Consider the following 17099-nt stretch of genomic DNA (forward strand, 5'->3'; position numbering starts at 1 on the left):
GGGAACTATCGCAGCGCGACCAGGGTTTCGCCACGCTGCTCCAGCACAACGGGACCGGCTGTGGCGAGTTGCACAGGCCCGTTGTAGCCGTCGCGCCTCACCCGGATCGTGCCCACGACGGCACCGGTGGCCTGCTCGTAGACCCGCAGGCCGTCCCTCACCGGGATGAGCGCGCGGCCCGCGAGCGTCGTGCCGGCACCGAGCGTGCCCTCCGCCGTCCACAGTGGAGTGAGCGTGTCCTGTGAAAGGGCGATGGTCTTCGACCCGGTGAACCAGAAGACGTTGGTCTTGGTGGCGAAACTGCGGGCCACGTGGTTCGGCGGCTCGGTGAAGTCCCCGGCCGGCACGTCGACCGGTGACTCGGTGATCTGGTTGCCGGTCTCGGCGTCGAACACGACGATGCGGGCGGGGTCGGGCATCGCGACCGCGACGAGCTTGTCCGTCACGGCGATCACCTGCGTGTTCTTGGCGCCGGTCAGCACGCTCGCGAACACCTTCGGCTCGTCGGACTTGTCCGGGTTCGGCTTGAGCACCGTGACGCGGTCGGAGCTGTCGTCCGGGCAGCGCTCGGTCATCGCGAACCTCCCGGACGTGACCGCGACCGAGCCGAACGCGCAGCCGACGCGCGGCTGCTTGTTCGGGTTCACGATCGCGCGCAGGCTGCCGTACTCCAGCGACTTCACCAGGTCGTCGCGCCGGTAGACCTCCAGGTACTTCGACCCGGTGGTGATGAGGTGCGAACCCTCGTTGAGCAGCGCCGTGCCCGGTTCCGCGTCGCCGTTGCGCTGCGCCCGCCGCTCGCCGGTGACGCCGTCGAGCGAGGTGAGCTCCGAGCAGTTGGTGCCCTTCGAGTACAGGGCCATCGCACGGCCCCACGCGGTGCTCGCCACGCACAGCGGCAGGTCGCGCTTGTACGTCCACCGCACGTCACCGGTCAGCGGGTCGCGGCCGTTGACCTCGCCACCGTCACCGGTGACGACGGTCGACGGCTTCTCCTCGCCGGTGTCCTTCGCCGGGGTCTGCACCACCACGGGGGACTGCGTCGCGCCGCTGCGGGCCCGCCACACCTCGGCGAGCGTCGGAGGCAGCGCGACGACCTCGGGCAGAGGCTCCCACGAGGACGGCCCGGTGATCGACGTCGTGGCGCGGGCATCGCTGAACACCCAGGTCAGCACGGTCGCGGTGACCGAGACCACGGCGATCAGCGCGACCGCGACGAAGTCGGCGCGGGTGCGCCACGACCGGGCGCGCGGACGTTCCTCGACGGGCGGCGGCTCGTGAGCGGGCTCGTCGAGGACGTCCTCGATGTCGGTGACGTCGGAACCGGGGGACGACATGGCGATCAGTCTGCCGAAGGAGCGGCCTGTTCGGCAGAGCTTCGGCGACGACGGCGCCTGCGGGGCTTGTCCGAGGCGGGCTTGTCGGCCGCTTCCGGAGCAGCCGTCTCCGCCTGCTGGCCCTCCACCGGCACGCCACCGCGGCTGCGCGTGCGCGACCGGGTCCGCTTCGGCCTGGTCTCCTCGCTCGCCTCGGGTGCGGCCTGCTCGGCGGAACCGCGGCCGGAGGTACCCCGGCGACGGCGCTTGCGCTTGCCGTTGTCGAGCTTCTCCTCCTCCTCGGCGTCCAGACCGGCGCGGGTGCGGTGGCTCAGCGGCAGCCTGCCCGTGGAGCCGGACGGGATGCCCAGGTCCTCGAACAGGTGGTCCGAGGTGGAGTAGGTCTCCACCGGCTCGTCGATGCCCAGGTTGAGCAGCTCGTTGACGGACTTCCAGCGCGCCGTCTCGTCCCAGTCGACGAACGTGACCGCGACGCCCTCGCGCCCGGCACGGCCCGTGCGGCCGATGCGGTGCACGTAGGTCTTCTCGTCCTCGGGGCACTGGTAGTTGATGACGTGCGTCACGTCGTCGATGTCGATGCCGCGCGCCGCGACGTCCGTGGCGACCAGCACGTCGACCTTGCCGCTGCGGAACGCCCGCAGCGCCTTCTCCCGCGCGCCCTGACCCAGGTCACCGTGCACGGCGGCCGCGGCGAACCCGCGTTCGGTCAGGTCGTCGGCCACCTTCTGGGCGGTCCGCTTGGTGCGCGCGAAGATCATCGACAGGCCGCGATCGCGGGCCTGCAGCACGCGGGCGAGCATCTCCGGCTTGTCGAGCGAGTGCGCCCGGTAGACGAACTGCTTGGTGCGCTCGTGGGTGGCGCCGGCGTCGTTCTCCTCGGCGCGGATGTGCGTCGGCTGCTTCAGGAACGTGCGGGCCAGCGTGATGATCGGGCCCGGCATGGTCGCGCTGAACAGCATCGTCTGCCGCTCGTCCGGGACCATGGTCAGGATGCGCTCGATGTCGGGCAGGAAGCCCAGGTCGAGCATCTCGTCGGCCTCGTCCAGCACCAGCATGCGGACCTTGCCGAGCACCAGGTGGCGCTGTTCGGCCAGGTCGAGCAGGCGGCCGGGCGTGCCGATGACCACGTCGACGCCCTTGCGCAGCTGCGCGATCTGCCGCTCGTACGGGATGCCGCCGTAGATGGCGGCGACCTTCACGCCGAGGTGCTTCGACGCGTCGGTGAGGTCGTGCGAGACCTGGAGACAAAGCTCACGGGTGGGGACGACCACGAGTGCCTGCGGGGTGCCGTCGCCGGGCGTGGCGAGGCGGTGCAGCAGCGGCACGCCGAACCCGAGGGTCTTGCCGGTGCCGGTGCGCGCCTGGCCGATCAGGTCGTCGCCCGCCAGGGCGATGGGGAGCGTCAGCTCCTGGATGGCGAACGCGCGTTCGATGCCCGCTTCACCGAGGGCCTTGACGATCTCGTCGCGGACCCCCAGCTCGGCGAACGTGGGGGAGTCGGTGCGCACCGGGGCGTTGGCCTGCAGCGGGTGCGACGGGTCTTCTTCGGGAACTCCGGCCTCGCTGTGCTCCAGCAGGATCGGGTCCAGATGTGCTTCTACTTCAGCGGTCAGGATGATCAGCCTCTCTCGTACCAAGCGCGTACGAGCCCTGGCCGGGCCTCTCGACCGCGCTTGAAGTCAGCTGCGGGAAAGGTGTACGCGCACCATTCGTGCGCCTGCCCAAAATTCATGGGACTCGGCGGTTCGTCACACTCGTCACGCCGGGCGTCCGTGGCCATTCTACCTGGACAGACCCGATTGACCACTAGAGTTCGTTCCCATGGGTGTTGCGGAGGGTGTTGTCGATCTTCTCGGAGCGCTCGCGTATGGCGAGCTCTCGGCCTTCGACCGGATGACGGAGGACTCGCGCTCGGCGCCGACATTGGCCGGACGCGCGGCGTTGGCGCAGATGGCCGCCGCGGAGATCGGTCACTTCACGCTGTTGCAGAAGCACCTCGCGGCCGAGGGCATCGCCGTCGAGGACGCGATGGCGCCGTTCGTGAAGGGCTTCGACGCGTTCCACGAGTCGACGAGCCCCAAGTCGTGGCTCGAGTCGCTGGTGAAGGCGTACGTGGGCGACGGCCTGGCCGCCGACTTCTACCGCGAGGTGGCCGAGTGGCTGGACGAGCCGACGCGCGAGCTGGTGCTCGCCGTGCTCGCCGACACGGGCCACTCGGCGTTCGCTGAGCGCGAAGTCCTGGCCGCCGTCGAGTCGGATCCGCGCGTGCGCGACCGGCTCGCGCTGTGGGGCCGCCGGCTGCTCGGCGAGGCGTTGACGCAGGCCCAGTACGTGGTGGCGGAGCGGGACGGGCTTTCGGAGCTGATCGTGCGGGGCTCCGGCGACCTCGCCGGCATCGGCCAGCTGTTCCGGCGGCTGCAGCAGTCGCACGCGCGGCGCATGACGCAGCTGGGTCTGGGCTAGGTAGGCTCGGGCCTGGATTTCTCTCTTTATGCACGGAGGTCAGCGTGGAGATCAGGATCGGCGTCGCGGACAGCCCGCGGGAACTCACTGTGACCAGTGACCTCAGCCCGGCTGAGGTCGAGGCGCAGGTCGCCGACGCGGTGTCCGGCAAGTCTGCCGTGCTGTCGCTGGTGGACGCCAAGGGTGCGCGGTTCGTCGTGCCCGCTGGCCGCGTCGCGTACGTGGAGATCGGCCCGCAGGACTCGCGCAAGGTCGGGTTCGGCGCCTGAAGCACTTGATGAACGGCGCTTTGTCCACCTCAGGTGGGCGAAAGCGCCGTTCATCGTTTGCTAGGCGGGTTCCTGGATCTTGTAGGGCGGGGTTGAGGTGCCGCCGACCCGGTAGCGGCCCCACGGGTCGGGGTCGGTCAGCGTGCCCTCGGCCTGCCCGGTGGGGGTGCGCAGCAGCGCGGTCCGCGCACCCCCTTCGACCCGGCTCGTGACCTCGTCGTTCTGCTTCACGCGCCCGTACCAGTGGTAACGGCCGTCGATCGGCTGGAAGTAGCCGCGCAGCTCGACCTCCACCGGGACTTCGGTCTCCCCGAACGTCAGGGTGGCCTCGCCGGAGTAACCGTCTTCGTCGCTCATCAGTCCACCAATCGGAGTGGGGTGAGTGGCTTCGCCGGGTCCGCCTGGACGCCCGCCGAGCGCAGCAGCCCGTCGACGGCGTGCCAGATGATCGTGGCGAGGTAGTCGCTGAGGTTCGCGCGGGACATGGTCTGGCGGTCGAGCCACCAGTCGCCCGCGTTCTGCACCATGCCGACGAGCGCGTGCGCCCACGGTTCGGCGCCGCCGGAGTCCATGTCGAACGCCCGCAGGTAGTCGCCGAGGATGCGGGCCAGCGTGGTCGCGATGAGGTTCTTGTCCTCGGCGACGACGTCCTTCTCGACCGGATGGTCCACAAAGGACCCCTTCACCACGAACCGGTAGAGGTTCGGGTTCTCCTCGATCACCGACAGGTAGGCGTCGACGATCCGTTCGATGCGGGCGCGGATGGGGCCGTCGGCGGCGAGCGCGGGACCCATCCGGTCCATCAGCATCTCGGTGGCCTTCTGGCCCACTGCCAGGTACAGGTCGGACTTGTCGGTGAAGTGCCGGTAGAGCACCGGCTTGCTGACGCCCGCTTCCGCGGCGACGTCCTCCATGCCGACGTCCGGGCCCTTCTTGGCCACGGCGGCGATCGTGGCCTCCACGAACTCCGCCCTGCGCTGCTCGCGGTGCCCCTTCCAGCGTTCGCGGCGCGCGTCCGGGCCCTTGACAGTGCGTCCCATGTGACGCACGCTACCAGAAGTAACCGTTACCTCAAGTAACACTTACCGGGGAGGGCAACCGATGAGGGTCGCCGATCGGGAGAAGACCGCGGAGAGGCTGCTGAAGTCGTCCGCGGAGAAGTTCTACGACCCCGAGGTGGACATCGACTGGTCCGCACCTCTGGCCGACGGTCTCTTCTACATCCCTGAACAGCGCATTTCGCTCTACGGCACGCCCTTGTACGACTCGCTGACGCCCGAGCAGCGCATCGAGCTGTCCAAGCACGAGCTGGCCTCGATCGCGTCCGTCGGCCTGTGGTTCGAGCTGCTGCTGATGCAGATGCTGGTGAAGGTCGTCTACAACACCGACCCGACGTCCCGGCACGCCCAGTACGCGCTCACCGAGGTGGCCGACGAGTGCCGGCACTCGACGATGTTCGCGCGCCTGGTGGAACGCATCGGCTGCCCGCCCTACGGGCCCGTTCGCTCGACCCACCGGCTGGGCAAGCTGCTGCCCACCATCGGCTACGGCCCCGCGATGTACGGCTCGATCCTCGTCGCCGAGGAGATCCTCGACCGGTTGCAGCGCGAGGTGATGAACGACTCGTCGATTCAGCCGATCGTGCGAATGGTGAACCGCATCCACGTGCTGGAGGAGGCGCGGCACGTGCGGTTCGCGCGCGAGGAGCTGGTGCGCGGGATGGCTGATTTGAAGGGCTACGAGCTGCCCTACCAGAAGTGGCTCATCGGGTACGTGTCGATGATGATCACCCGTACGCTGATCAACCCGGCCGTGTACGCCGCCGTCGGGCTGGACGTGCGCGAGGCCCGCCGTCAGGCGCTGGCCAACCCGCGGTTCCAGGAGACCATCCGCTGGTCGGGGGAACGGATCATGTCGTTCCTGGACGAGGCCGGCCTGATCGGAAAGCCGGGGATGCGCTCGTGGCGTCGCTCGTTCTTGATCGGCTGAACGTCGTCACGTCGGGGTCCTCGTCCTCCTCCGACGTGACCGCCGTTCTGCTGCACGGCTGGACGATGGACCTCACCACGTGGGACCGCGTGGCTGCGGCGTTACCGGGACGGGTCGTCCGCTACGACGTGCGCGGCCACGGCAGGTCGACCGGTGTGGGCACGATCTCCGAGCTGGCCGACGACCTGGCGGCCGTGCTGGAGGAGTGCGCCCCGACCGGGCGGGTCGTGCTGGCCGGCCACTCGCTGGGCGGCATGACGATCATGGCGCTGGCCGAGCAGCGCCCCGAGTTGTTCTCGCGCGTCACGGGGGTGGCCCTCGTGGCCACGTCGTGCGGGGACCTGCCCGGGCTGAGCGGTGTGGAGCGGCTCGCCGGGCGATGGCTGGTCAAGCGGCCGAAGGTCGGGTTCGGCCGCTTGATCACGCCTGGTCTGCGCGTCACGTTCGGCCTTCGTCCGAAGTGGAGCGACGTGCGGGCGGCCGCGGCGATGGCGGGCAACACCACCGGCGCCGCGTTCGTCGGGTTGCGGGAGGAGCTGACGTTGCACCAGCGCCGGGAGGCGCTCGCGGTGCTCTCGGACATCCCCACCGTGGTCATGGCCGGGTCGTGGGACGTGCTCACGCCGATGCGGCACTCACGGGTGCTGGCGGACGCGCTGCCGTCGGCGGAGTTCGTGATCTACCCGAAGGCGGGGCACATGCTGCCGCTGGAACGCTCGGAAGACGTGGCGAGGCGAATAGCCGCCTTGATGTGAGCGGTCAGGACTCCTCGTCGTCTTCGTCCGACGGGTGGTCGTACTCGAGCTGGAGGGGCTCACCCCGGAAGATCCACTGGGTGAGCTCCTCCCAGCGTTTCCGTTCGGCGACGAGGTCGTCGGGCAACGGCACGTGCATCGTCTTCAGCACCTCGTGCCGATAGAGGTCGAACGCCGCGCGCAGCGTGTCCGCGTAGCTGCGGGCCTGAGGCAGCGCACAGTAGTAGGCGACGAGAACGGCGAAAACCGTGCCGGCCAGGCAGATGGCCGTGTACGTCCACTTCGTGCTCACCGCCAGCGCGATCCCACCGGCGAGGCCGCCGATCCCGAACGCCAGCGCGAAGTTCAGCAGCGACAGCAGCGGCAGCAGCGCCTCGTCCAGCTGGTCGCGCATGACCTGCGGCAGCACCGGCGCCATCCGCGGCCACCACACCACCGCGTCGATGCGGTAGCGCAGGTAGGGGTGTTCCTCGGCCGCGGTCAGCACGTTGCCCAGCAGCGTCGGCCGGATCAGCTCCCGGTTGCGCGGATACCGGCGCAACGACGTGACCTCGCCGGCTTTCGCGCGGCGCTTCTCCTGACGTGCACGGCCCCACCGTCGCAGCCACCCCGGCAGCGGATAGCCCTCGAACAACCGGATCACCGGCGTCACGTGCAGCAGGAACCCGCCGAGCGTCACCACTGCGAGCGCCGCCACACCCAGCCAGATCTGCGCTGGAGCGCCCAGTCCGGTCCACTCCGCCGCGGTGCGCCGCCAGCCGTGCGCGACCGCGTACGCCGTTGTGGCCACCAGCAGACCGCACAGCGCGGGCAGCCAGCTGCCGACCAGGAACCTGCGGTCCAGCAGGCTGCCGATGCGGTTGACGAAGGCGCCGAACACGTCACTCCTCTTCGGACACTGGCAGGAACGCGGTCAGGACGCGGCCGTCCCGCGGGCATTTCGCACGCAGATCGGTGGTCCACACCTCGATGTCGGCGGACGTGAACACGTGCTCGTCCGGATCGGCGGGGCACCGGTACCTCAGTCCGCTGCCCGGCGCGACGGGATCGCCGTGCAGCGCGGCCCGCGAGCCCTGCGCGAGGCGTTCCAGCGCGGCCGGCACCAGTTGGGCCCTGCTGACCAGCCCGCCGTCCGGTGTGACCAGCCAGCGGATGTCCGGATGGGCGAGCAGCAGCCGGAACGCGCGTTCCAGCGGCAGGTCGCCGGGTACGAGCGCGGCCGGCTCGGTCTCGCCACCGGTCGGCGTGACACCGTCGAGGAGTCCCCGCGCCGGGTCGCCGCCGAGCGACACCCCCGCCTCATCGGCTGGTGTGCTCACGTCCGCGAGCCTGGTCGTCAAGCGGTCCTCCTCTACTCGCAGCTGAGCACGAACGAAGCCCAGTACAACGGGTGCTCGAACGGGCGGATCAACGCGTGCACCGGGTCCGAGCTCGGCTCGCCCAGCTCGGCGGCGAGGTCCGCGGCCGTCAGCTCGCGCAACCACCGCTGGGCCCGGCCCAGCGCTACCGGCAACGGCAGGTCGTCCACCAGGTGGTGGTGGTAGAAGCGCCCGGACAGCAACGCTGTCGCCAGGTCGTCCACCAGCCACAGCGTGCCCAGCACGGCGCCGGCGCCCGCCACGAGGAAGCCGGTCGCGAACGACATCGGCTCGTCTTGGAAGGGGTTGCCGGGCGCCGCGCCGCTCTGACACGACGTGAGCGTCACCAGCCGCACCCCGGCGAGCAGGTCGCTGTCCAGCACGTCCCGCAGGACCAGCTGACCGTCGGCGAGCGTGAGCCCGGAGTCGAGCATCCACCCCTGGTCCAGCCGCCCGTGGCAGGCGAAGTCCAGGTGCGTCGCGGCCGGCATCGCATCGCGCACGGCCTGCAGGGTGGCGGCGTGCTCGGCGAGTTCGACCGACGGGATGCCGCACGTACGGGCAGCGGCCGTGACGACCTCCTGCTGGAGGAGGGCGTACGGCAGCGGTTTCGGGTTGGGCAGTGGGTTGGCGACGGTCACCAGCCGGCTCGGTCCTGTCGTGGACGCCCGTTGCCGCAACGACTTCAGCACTGCGGCCGACGGCAGGTACGACACCGCGAACTCCTCGCCGAGCGGACGGTCCGGTGCCGGAGCCGCGTGGAACGGGAAGTTGCCGAGAATGCCGCACGGCACCAGGTGCACCCGCGTCGCTCCCGCCCGCCGCAGCTCTTCCGCGAGCGGCCCGGTGAGCAGTTCGGCGGCGACCGGGAACGCCGCGCCGAGAGCGTCGGAGAGCAGCTTGGTGGCGCTTCCCGACGAGAAGGCGCTCTGGTTCGGCAGCCACGTGGCCACCTCGTAGAACTCGTTGACCTTCGGGGTCGCCCACCGGAACACCACCTCGCCGTCGGCCCGGACCAGCAGGAGCAGGTGCCCTTGCGTGCCGTCCCCGGCGTCGTCGGACAGCAGGTAGGCGAAGGCCTCGTCCGGTGCGAGCAATGCGGCGATCTCCGGTACCGACAACGGTGGCATGGCCAGGTCGAGGCCGGTGCGCTCGCGGATCGCGAGCAGCACACGGTCGAGCTCCGCCGCCGCGACCCGCGCTTCGTCCCTGGTCGCAAGCCAGTCGCCGCTGTCGTTGACGAGCAGCTTCGGCCCGGTCAGGCTGCCTGTCATGACCGCCCGGTCGGCGCGGGTGCAGGCCCTGAGCCGCGCCAGTGCCTCCCGGTAGGCCCGCGCCAGTTCGGGGTCGACGCGGGTGACTTCGTCCAGGTGGGTGGTCGCGAACTCGGGGAAGCCCCGCATCCGGCCTTCGTCCAGGCTTTCGACCGCGAGCACGGCGAGCGTGCGCCGTTTCGCCGGATCGGTGTTCTGCTCGGCGGCACGGGCGAACGCGAGGCACGCCTGCTCCGCCATGTTGCCGCGGAACGACGCTCGCACCTGCTGCTCGTCACTGGGTAGCCGGGCCAGCCGCAGGGCGAGGCCACGCGCCCGCACCGCGTCGCGGTAGGCGTGGCCGGCCCGTTCCTGCTCTCCCTGCCGCACGTAGGCCGCGCCGAGCCGTTCACTGGCCAGTCCGAACTCGCCGGGGTCGCTCGCGATCGGCAGCAGCCTCCGCGCGGTGTCCGCCGCCCAGATCGTCCGGCGATCATCGGATCCGTATGCCTTGGCGAGCCGGCTCTGCGTCCTGGCGAACTCGAGGACGTCGCCTTCCCTGCGGTAGTGCTCCCTGATCGCTTCCAGGTCCTCGATCCCCGGCTCGCGGTCGATGGTGGAACGCGCCTCGACCAGCGTCAGTCTGATCGTGTTCACCAGGGAGTCGTTCCGGTGGCGGGTGGCGCTGTCGAGCGCGATGTCCAGCAGCCGGAACACCTCCGCGCGTCGCTGTCGTTCGGCCTCGTCGTCCTGGTCGCGGCGGCGCACGCCTGGGATCAGCAGGCCGGCGATCCGGCAGTGCAGCTGTGCCCACAGCTGCGGTGCGGTCTCCTCGGTGATCTCGGTCAGCGCCTCCCGGTACGAGGCCATCGCCAGCCTGGCGCTCTCGGCCCGGTCGCCGACCCGGTTGTTCGTGTGCATCGTGCCGAGGCTGTGCAGAGTGAATGCTCTGTCCACACCGGACAGAGTGGGGAGCAGCTCGTTCAGCAACGTGATCGCACGGACGTCCCCGTCGACCTGGTGCACGTCGGTGAGGTAGTCGCAGAGCTGGATGACGTCGATGACGTGTTGGCTCGTGTTCGTGTCCGCACGGGTCAGGTCGAGCACGAGTTGCTGGTGCTCGACCGCGGCGGGGTCGGAGCCGTCCAGGTCGTGGTAGATGCGCGCGAGCACGCGATGGGCGTCCGCCGGGAAGGGCGGGCCCGGATCCTCCAGCGCTTCCTCGAGGATCTGCTTCGCGTTGATCAGGTCGGCTCGGCCGCGGCCGAGCCTGTGCAGCACCTGGCCGAGCCCGCTCAGCGACTGCGCCCGATGCGGCGAGCCGGGCCGGTGGAAGTCCAGCGCGTTGCGGAAGTGTCCGGCCGCCCGCTCCAGGTCGTCGGACTCCTCGCCGCGCCGCGTGTAGTAGGCCCAAGCGAGGGCGTCCTGCGTCATCGCCCAGCGCCCCTCGTGCACGTCACGGGTGCGGACCTCCGCGGCCTGCTCGAGGAAGACGATCGCTTGGTCGAGGTCCTCCAGGTCGCTGGGCTTCTTGGCGCGGGTGAGGTAGGCCGATCCCAGTCCGAACACGGCGATCCCCCACCGCTTCGGGTCGCTCTCCCTGGTGAAAACGGACAACGCCTGGTGGTAGGACTCGATCGCCTCGTCGGTCCGGTGCATCTGGCGCAGGCAGTTCGCCCGGCTGGTCATCAGCAGGCCCCACAGCTCCGGATCGCTTTCGTGGTCCCAGCCCTGAGTGGCCTCGGTGGCGATGTCGAACGCCGCCCGCACGGTGTCCTGGTCCGTCTCGTTCGTGGCGAGCACCACGTTCACCAGCGCCTGCTGGCAGCCGGCCCGCAGCAGCACGGCACCACCGGCCTCGGCCAGCGCGATCGCGGCGCGCAGGGCCTGGTCGGCGCGCGCGAGGTTCTCGACCCGGTCGCCGAGCTGCCGGGCGTAGAGCATCTTGCCGAGGTTGCCGAACGCCTCAGCGGTGGCCAGGTCCCGGCGTGGAGCCAGCGCCTCTGCGACGTACTCCAGGCCGGCGAGCTGCAGCTCGGAGGGCAGGAACGCCGCCTCACCCGCCGTCGCGGTGGAGGCCCACCGCGGCAACGCGGCCTGTGGGCCTTCGTCGTGGCACTCGACGAGCAGCTGAGCGAACGCGTCGAACAGCCACAGGTCGTCGGCGCGCACGAGGTCGCGCAGGCCGAAGAGGTGGTCGATGAACTCGGCGGAGAACAGGAAGGGGTTCGCGGCGAGGATCCGAGCCCAGCCGGGCCAGTTCGCGTCCTCCACGAGGTCGACGAAGACCGGCCCCACCTCGGACAGCACCGCGAACACCCGAGCGTCTCCCGCCGGGACCTCACCGCGCATCGCGTTGAGGACGTGCGCGAGCCGCTCGATCCCGGCGGCGAGGTTGACGTCGCCCCGCACCGTCGCCTCGCTCATGACTCTGCCCATGACGTCGAAGAACTCGGATGACAGCGCCTCGGGGGTGGTGTCGACGAGCATGATCAGTTCATCGATCGAGCGGGCGCGGAGCAGGCGGTCGAGCAGGCGTAGGAGCGGTTCCACGGATCACCCCGTCGAATCGGCGTCATCCACTCGATTCGGGTGCGGGTGGTCGTTCGTTACCCAATGACGAGAGGTCAGTGCTGGAGCGGGAAACCGCCACCGATGCCGCGCCACGCCAGGTTGGAGATCAGCGCGACCGCGTCCTCCTTGGGCACGCGGCGGTTGTCCGCCAGCCAGGAACGGGCCGTGACCTGCGACAACCCGACGAGCCCCACGGCCAGCAGACGGGCGCGCTCGGGGTCCAGGCCGGCGTCGGCGGTGATGGTCTCGGTGATCGCGTCCACGGAGTCGGTGGTCGCGCGCTCGACGGCTTCCTGCACGGCGGGCTCCGAGCGCAGGTCGGACTCGAACACCATGCGGAACGCCTGGCCCTCGCCGTCCACGAAGTCGTAGAAGGCGGCCACGGCGGCACGCACGCGCAGCTTGTTGTCCGTGGAGGAGGCGATGGCGGCGCGGACCCGGCTGACCATGTCGTCCACGTGGGACTCGAGCAGGGCCATGTACAGCTCGAGCTTGCCGGGGAAGTGCTGGTAGAGCACCGGCTTCGACACGCCGGCGCGCTCGGCGATCTCATCCATCGCCGCGGCGTGGTAGCCGTTGGCGACGAACACGTCCTGCGCCGCTGCCAGCAGTTGCGCGCGGCGGGCGGTGCGCGGCAGTCGAACGCCCCTTCCTGCGGGTGCGCTCTGCGCCGTCTCCGTCATGGTGCCTCCAGCACGAGTTCTCCAGCCGTCGGAGAGGGGTTGCCTGACCGAGGCGTGAGCGCAACCTTACTCGCTAGTAGCCCACATCCAAGAACCATCTGCGCGTTCTTTCCCGCATCCTGGTCTGGTGAGCGCGCTGATCCCCGCCCCGATGTCCGCGGTCGCACTGCCGCCGCTGGACACGACGCAGACGCCGTGGCCAGGTGAGTTCCACCGGGTCGACGACCACGAGGTGCACGTGCGGGTCACCCCCGGTGACGGGCCGCCCGCCGTCTACGTGCACGGGCTGGGCGGGTCCGCGACCAACTGGACCGACCTCGCCGCCCAGCTGCGCGACCACGTCCGCGGGTACTCGCTGGACCTGCCCGGGTTCGGACGCTCGGAGCCGATTCCCGGTTACGACTTCAGCCTCGCCACGCACGCGCGCACGGTGATCAAGTACCTGGAGACGCTGAAGGAGCCGGTGCACCTCTTCGGCAACTCGATGGGCGGCGCGATCTCCGTCATCACCGCCGCGACCAGGCCTGATCTGGTCCGGACGCTCACGCTCGTGTCACCGGCGGTCCCCGACCTGCGACCGCGGCTGGACCGCATGTCGGACCCGCGGATGGCGCTCGCGTTCCTGCCGGTCGTCGGTGCCAAGGTGCGCCGCGAGCTCGCCAAGCTGACCGCGCACGACCGCACCCGGCAGATGCTGGAGCTGTGCTTCGCCGACCCCGGCCTGGTGCCGGACCACCGCATCGAGGAGTCGATCGCGGAGAACGAGGAGCGCGCCCGGCAGAAGTGGGCGGGACAGGCGCTCAACCGCAGCACGTTCGGGTTGATGCAGAGCTGGCTGACGCCCGGCCCGAAGTCGCTGTGGCGCCTGCTTCCGCTGGTCAAAGCGCCGACGCTGGTCGTGTGGGGTGAGAACGACCGGCTCGTGAGCGTCCGGAAGGGACCGCGGACGGCGCGGCTGCTGCCCAAGGGGCGACTCCTGGTGCTCCCGCGGACCGGTCACGTGGCCCAGATGGAGCGGCCCGCGACCGTGGCCAGGGCCGTGCTGGGCATGTGGGAGGCGGTTGATCGACACACATGGTGATGAACGACGGCCATACGGGGGATGTGGGACCCTGGGCAACGTGAATCGCGCCCCCGAGCGAGGAAGTACCGCGCCGCCCTCCGACCGCTATCGCCGCGGCGAGCGCCGGACCAGCGCGGAACCGCTCGCCGCCGCCTGGGAGCCGGAGGGCACGGCGCAGCACCGGCGGCCGCGCAGGCGCCGCGGGGTGAAGTCGCTCGTCGCCAACTACGGCTGGCGCATCTACGCGATCCCGGTCCTGCTCGTGCTGACCGCGCTCGTCGTGCTGGACACCGTGCAGCCGAAGTCACCCGCGCTCGGTGGCAGCGCGGGCTCCACCGACGTGGTCACGACCACTCCCGAGGCGCCGGCGACCGAGGTGAAGGCCGAGAAGCCCAAGCTGGACGTGCCCACGGCCGAGCTGCCCGCCGGACCGTCGTTCTCCGAGGACGGCGTCGGCACGTGGCGAACGATCCCCGGCAGCGGCCCTCGGGTCGGTGAGGCGAACGCGCAGAAGTTCCGCAAGTACGCGATCGCCATCGAGGACGGCGTGAAACCCGCCGACTACAGCAACGACGACGTCGCGTTCGCGCGGACCGTCGAGGGCTTCCTGTCGGACCCGCGCAGCTGGATCGGCACGAAGCAGGTCGCGCTGCAGCGCGTCGAGGCGAACCAGAACCCGGACTTCATCGTCAGCCTGACCAGCACGAAGACGACGCACACGCTCTGCGGCAAGGAGATCCCGTTCGAGACCTCCTGCTGGAACCCGGCCAGCAAGCGCGTGGTCATCAACGTCGCCCGCTGGGTGCGCGGCGCCATGGTCTACGGCCCTGACCTGGCCGGATATCGGACGTACGTGATCAACCACGAGGTCGGTCACGCGCTCGGCAACGGCCACGCGCCGTGCCCGGAGAACGGTGCGCCGGCGCCCGTGATGATGCAGCAGACGTTCGGTGTCGCGAACAACTTCGTGTCGCAGCTCAACGCGGGCCAGGACGTCGTGCCCGCCGACGGCAAGGTCTGCACGCCGAACCCGTTTCCCGGTGGCTGAGACAGCTTTCCAACGAGGAAGAGTCCAGGCAGGGTAGGCGTTGTCTCGGAGACAGAGACATGCAGTCCGTCGAGGAGGAGCAAATGGCGCTTCCGCCGCTCGTTGAGCCAGCCGCGGAGCTGACCAAGGAAGAAGTCGCGCGGTACAGCCGGCACCTGATCATCCCGGACGTCGGGGTGGACGGGCAGAAGCGGCTGAAGAACGCGAAGGTGCTCGTCGTCGGCGCGGGTGGCCTGGGCAGCCCGGCACTGCTGTACCTGGCCGCGGCCGGGGTCGGCACGCTCGGCGTCGTCGACTTCGACGTCGTGGACGAGTCGAACCTGCAGCGTCAGGTCATCCACGGCCAGTCCGACGTCGGCCGTCCGAAGGCCGAGTCCGCCCGCGACTCCGTCGCCGAGATCAACCCGTTCGTCAAGGTCGTGCTGCACCAGACGCACCTCAACTCCGAGAACGCGCTGGAGATCTTCCGCGACTACGACCTGATCCTCGACGGCACCGACAACTTCGCCACGCGGTACCTGGTGAACGACGCCGCGGTGCTGCTGGGCAAGCCGTACGTCTGGGGTTCGATCTTCCGGTTCGAGGGCCAGGTGAGCGTCTTCTGGGAGGACGCCCCGAACGGCCAGGGCCTGAACTACCGCGACCTCTACCCGGAGCCGCCGCCTCCCGGCATGGTCCCCTCGTGCGCCGAGGGCGGCGTGCTGGGCGTGCTGTGCGCGTCCATCGGGTCGATCATGGTCACCGAGGCGATCAAGCTGCTCACGGGCATCGGCGACCCGCTGCTGGGCCGTCTGATGGTCTACGACGCGCTGGAGATGTCGTACCGGACGATCAAGATCCGCAAGGACCCGGAGTCGCCGAAGATCACCGAGCTGATCGACTACGAGGCGTTCTGCGGTGTCGTGTCCACGGACGCGCAGCAGGCGGCCGCGGGCAACACGATCACGCCGCTGGAGCTCAAGCACAAGCAGGAGTCCGGTGAGGACTTCCTGCTGGTGGACGTCCGCGAGCCGCACGAGTACGAGATCGTGAAGATCCCCGGCTCGGTGCTGATCCCGAAGGACCGGATCCTGTCCGGCGAGGCGTTCTCCGAGCTGCCGCAGGACAAGCCGCTGGTGCTGCACTGCAAGTCCGGCGCCCGGTCGGCGGAGGCGCTCGCGGCGCTGCACAAGGCGGGCTTCAAGGACGCCGTGCACGTCGGCGGTGGCGTGCTGGCGTGGGCGCGCGAAGTCGACCCGTCGCTCCCCACGTACTGATGGGCTGAACGGCGTCTGCAAGTACTGCCGACTGGACTGTTGGTGGTACTTGCAGACGCCCGACCCGCTGAGCCATCCGGGTGGTGGGATGAATCACGGCGTGTCGCGTTCCGCCAACCGGGTGGTCAGAGCAGGTAGCGTGCCGAGCCGTGACCAGGACCCCCGAACCGCCCCCAGCGCACGTGCGTGCGGCGTTCGGGGCACGTGACGCCGAGCCGGAGCTCATCGACGGCGGCCCCGCCTGGCGTTGCGGTGACGCCACGATCAGACCGGCGCCCAAGCCCGCAGAGGCCACCTGGATCGCCAAGACCCTCGACGGCCTGGACGTGCCGAACCTGCGCATCGGCCGCCCGCTCAGATCGACTGACGGCCGGTACGTCGTCGGCGGCTGGTCGGCCACCAAGTTCCTCGCCGGACGTGCCGAGGCACGTCACGACGAGGTCATCGCCGTCGCCCAGCGCCTGCACCAGGCCACGGCCGAGCTGCCCAAGCCGCGCTTCCTGGAGGCGCGCACGGACGTGTTCGCCGTCGCCGACCGCAAGACGTGGGGCGAGGAGGACGTGCCGCTCGACGCCGACCTCGGCGGTCGGCTGTTCGAGCTGCTCAAGGAGACGCTGAAGCCGCTCACCCTCAGGTCCCAGGTCGTGCACGGCGACCTGTTCGGCAACGTGCTGTTCGCCGGCGACGCCCCGCCCGCGGTCATCGACTTCACCGCGTACTGGCGTCCCGCCGAGTGGGCCGCCGCCGTGGTCGCGGTGGACGCCGTCGCGTGGGGCGGCGCGGATCCCGGCCTGTTCAAGCGCTGGAGCCACCTCTCGGAGTGGCCGCAGGTGCTCGTGCGCGCGACGCTGTTCCGGCTGGCCGTGCACGCGCTGCACCCGTTGTCAACACAGGAGTCGTTTGCGGGCTTGGAACGAGCTGCTCACCAGGTCACCGCACTGCTCTGAGCTGACAACTTTCCACGTACGAAACATTGCGGAGCATTGGGTTAACGCGCGCTTCTTAGCGTCAGCGACGTGACCCATTGCCCCTACTGCGCGCTGCAGTGCTC

Annotated in this window: 16 protein-coding genes; 8 read left to right on the plus strand and 8 right to left on the minus strand. The window is 70.1% G+C overall.

Annotated features, from left to right (window positions below; genetic code table 11):
• Positions 1 to 5 precede the first annotated feature (5 nt).
• Both ABZV40_RS24040 and ABZV40_RS24045 read right to left on the minus strand, forming a co-directional pair.
• Positions 6 to 1337, minus strand: a complete 1332-nt coding sequence (locus ABZV40_RS24040; protein WP_355445501.1) for a hypothetical protein — start codon at positions 1335 to 1337, stop codon at positions 6 to 8.
• A gap of 5 nt (positions 1338 to 1342) precedes the next feature.
• On the minus strand, positions 1343 to 2917 hold the full coding sequence (locus tag ABZV40_RS24045; RefSeq protein WP_355445767.1) for a DEAD/DEAH box helicase: 1575 nt from the start codon (positions 2915 to 2917) through the stop codon (positions 1343 to 1345).
• 241 nt (positions 2918 to 3158) lie between these two features.
• Here ABZV40_RS24045 and ABZV40_RS24050 point away from each other — a divergent pair, with 241 nt between their 5' ends.
• Together ABZV40_RS24050 and ABZV40_RS24055 are read left to right on the plus strand one after the other, a co-directional pair.
• Positions 3159 to 3800 carry a ferritin-like fold-containing protein gene (locus ABZV40_RS24050; RefSeq protein ID WP_355445504.1) on the plus strand — a complete coding sequence of 214 codons (642 nt, stop codon included), beginning with the start codon at positions 3159 to 3161 and terminating at the stop codon, positions 3798 to 3800.
• 44 nt (positions 3801 to 3844) lie between these two features.
• Positions 3845 to 4069 (plus strand): DUF3107 domain-containing protein, encoded by a 225-nt coding sequence (locus ABZV40_RS24055; protein ID WP_355445506.1) that lies wholly within the window; start codon positions 3845 to 3847, stop codon positions 4067 to 4069.
• Between the two features lie 60 nt (positions 4070 to 4129).
• On the opposite strand, the gene ABZV40_RS24060 is transcribed toward ABZV40_RS24055, so the two are convergent.
• Positions 4130 to 4426 (minus strand): DUF4873 domain-containing protein, encoded by a 297-nt coding sequence (locus tag ABZV40_RS24060; RefSeq protein WP_355445508.1) that lies wholly within the window; start codon positions 4424 to 4426, stop codon positions 4130 to 4132.
• A complete protein-coding gene (locus ABZV40_RS24065) occupies positions 4426 to 5109 on the minus strand; it encodes a TetR/AcrR family transcriptional regulator (protein WP_355445511.1) in 684 nt (227 codons plus the stop codon). The genes ABZV40_RS24060 and ABZV40_RS24065 overlap by 1 nt, the downstream gene beginning before the upstream one ends.
• Positions 5110 to 5170: 61 nt before the next feature.
• On the opposite strand from ABZV40_RS24065, the gene ABZV40_RS24070 reads away from it, so the two are divergent.
• Both ABZV40_RS24070 and ABZV40_RS24075 read left to right on the plus strand, forming a co-directional pair.
• On the plus strand, positions 5171 to 6058 hold the full coding sequence (locus ABZV40_RS24070; protein WP_355445514.1) for a diiron oxygenase: 888 nt from the start codon (positions 5171 to 5173) through the stop codon (positions 6056 to 6058).
• Positions 6031 to 6813, plus strand: a complete 783-nt coding sequence (locus ABZV40_RS24075) for an alpha/beta hydrolase (RefSeq protein ID WP_355445517.1) — start codon at positions 6031 to 6033, stop codon at positions 6811 to 6813. Before ABZV40_RS24070 ends, ABZV40_RS24075 begins: the two co-directional genes overlap by 28 nt.
• A 4-nt stretch (positions 6814 to 6817) precedes the next feature.
• On the opposite strand, the gene ABZV40_RS24080 is transcribed toward ABZV40_RS24075, so the two are convergent.
• The 4 genes from ABZV40_RS24080 to ABZV40_RS24095 all read right to left on the minus strand — a co-directional run bounded on the left by ABZV40_RS24080 (position 6818) and on the right by ABZV40_RS24095 (position 12681).
• Positions 6818 to 7693, minus strand: a complete 876-nt coding sequence (locus ABZV40_RS24080; RefSeq protein WP_355445520.1) for a hypothetical protein — start codon at positions 7691 to 7693, stop codon at positions 6818 to 6820.
• Position 7694: 1 nt separating this feature from the next.
• A complete protein-coding gene (locus ABZV40_RS24085; RefSeq protein ID WP_355445523.1) occupies positions 7695 to 8153 on the minus strand; it encodes a hypothetical protein in 459 nt (152 codons plus the stop codon).
• Between the two features lie 11 nt (positions 8154 to 8164).
• Positions 8165 to 11977 carry a CHAT domain-containing tetratricopeptide repeat protein gene (locus ABZV40_RS24090; protein WP_355445526.1) on the minus strand — a complete coding sequence of 1271 codons (3813 nt, stop codon included), beginning with the start codon at positions 11975 to 11977 and terminating at the stop codon, positions 8165 to 8167.
• Positions 11978 to 12051: 74 nt separating this feature from the next.
• Complete coding sequence (locus tag ABZV40_RS24095) at positions 12052 to 12681, minus strand: TetR/AcrR family transcriptional regulator (RefSeq protein ID WP_355445529.1); 630 nt, start codon at positions 12679 to 12681, stop codon at positions 12052 to 12054.
• Between the two features lie 151 nt (positions 12682 to 12832).
• On the opposite strand from ABZV40_RS24095, the gene ABZV40_RS24100 reads away from it, so the two are divergent.
• The 4 genes from ABZV40_RS24100 (at position 12833) to ABZV40_RS24115 (ending at position 16995) form a co-directional block, all read left to right on the plus strand.
• Entirely contained in the window at positions 12833 to 13762 is a 930-nt protein-coding gene (locus ABZV40_RS24100; RefSeq protein WP_355445770.1) for an alpha/beta fold hydrolase, read from the plus strand.
• 40 nt (positions 13763 to 13802) lie between these two features.
• On the plus strand, positions 13803 to 14792 hold the full coding sequence (locus tag ABZV40_RS24105; RefSeq protein ID WP_355445532.1) for a DUF3152 domain-containing protein: 990 nt from the start codon (positions 13803 to 13805) through the stop codon (positions 14790 to 14792).
• A gap of 83 nt (positions 14793 to 14875) precedes the next feature.
• Positions 14876 to 16048 carry an adenylyltransferase/sulfurtransferase MoeZ gene (moeZ, locus tag ABZV40_RS24110; protein WP_089909914.1) on the plus strand — a complete coding sequence of 391 codons (1173 nt, stop codon included), beginning with the start codon at positions 14876 to 14878 and terminating at the stop codon, positions 16046 to 16048.
• A gap of 149 nt (positions 16049 to 16197) precedes the next feature.
• Complete coding sequence (locus ABZV40_RS24115; RefSeq protein WP_355445535.1) at positions 16198 to 16995, plus strand: TIGR02569 family protein; 798 nt, start codon at positions 16198 to 16200, stop codon at positions 16993 to 16995.
• Positions 16996 to 17099: the final 104 nt, after the last annotated feature.

It is taken from the genome of Lentzea sp. NPDC004782, assembly GCF_040609115.1.
In the GTDB taxonomy this organism is placed as follows: Bacteria; Actinomycetota; Actinomycetes; order Mycobacteriales; family Pseudonocardiaceae; genus Lentzea.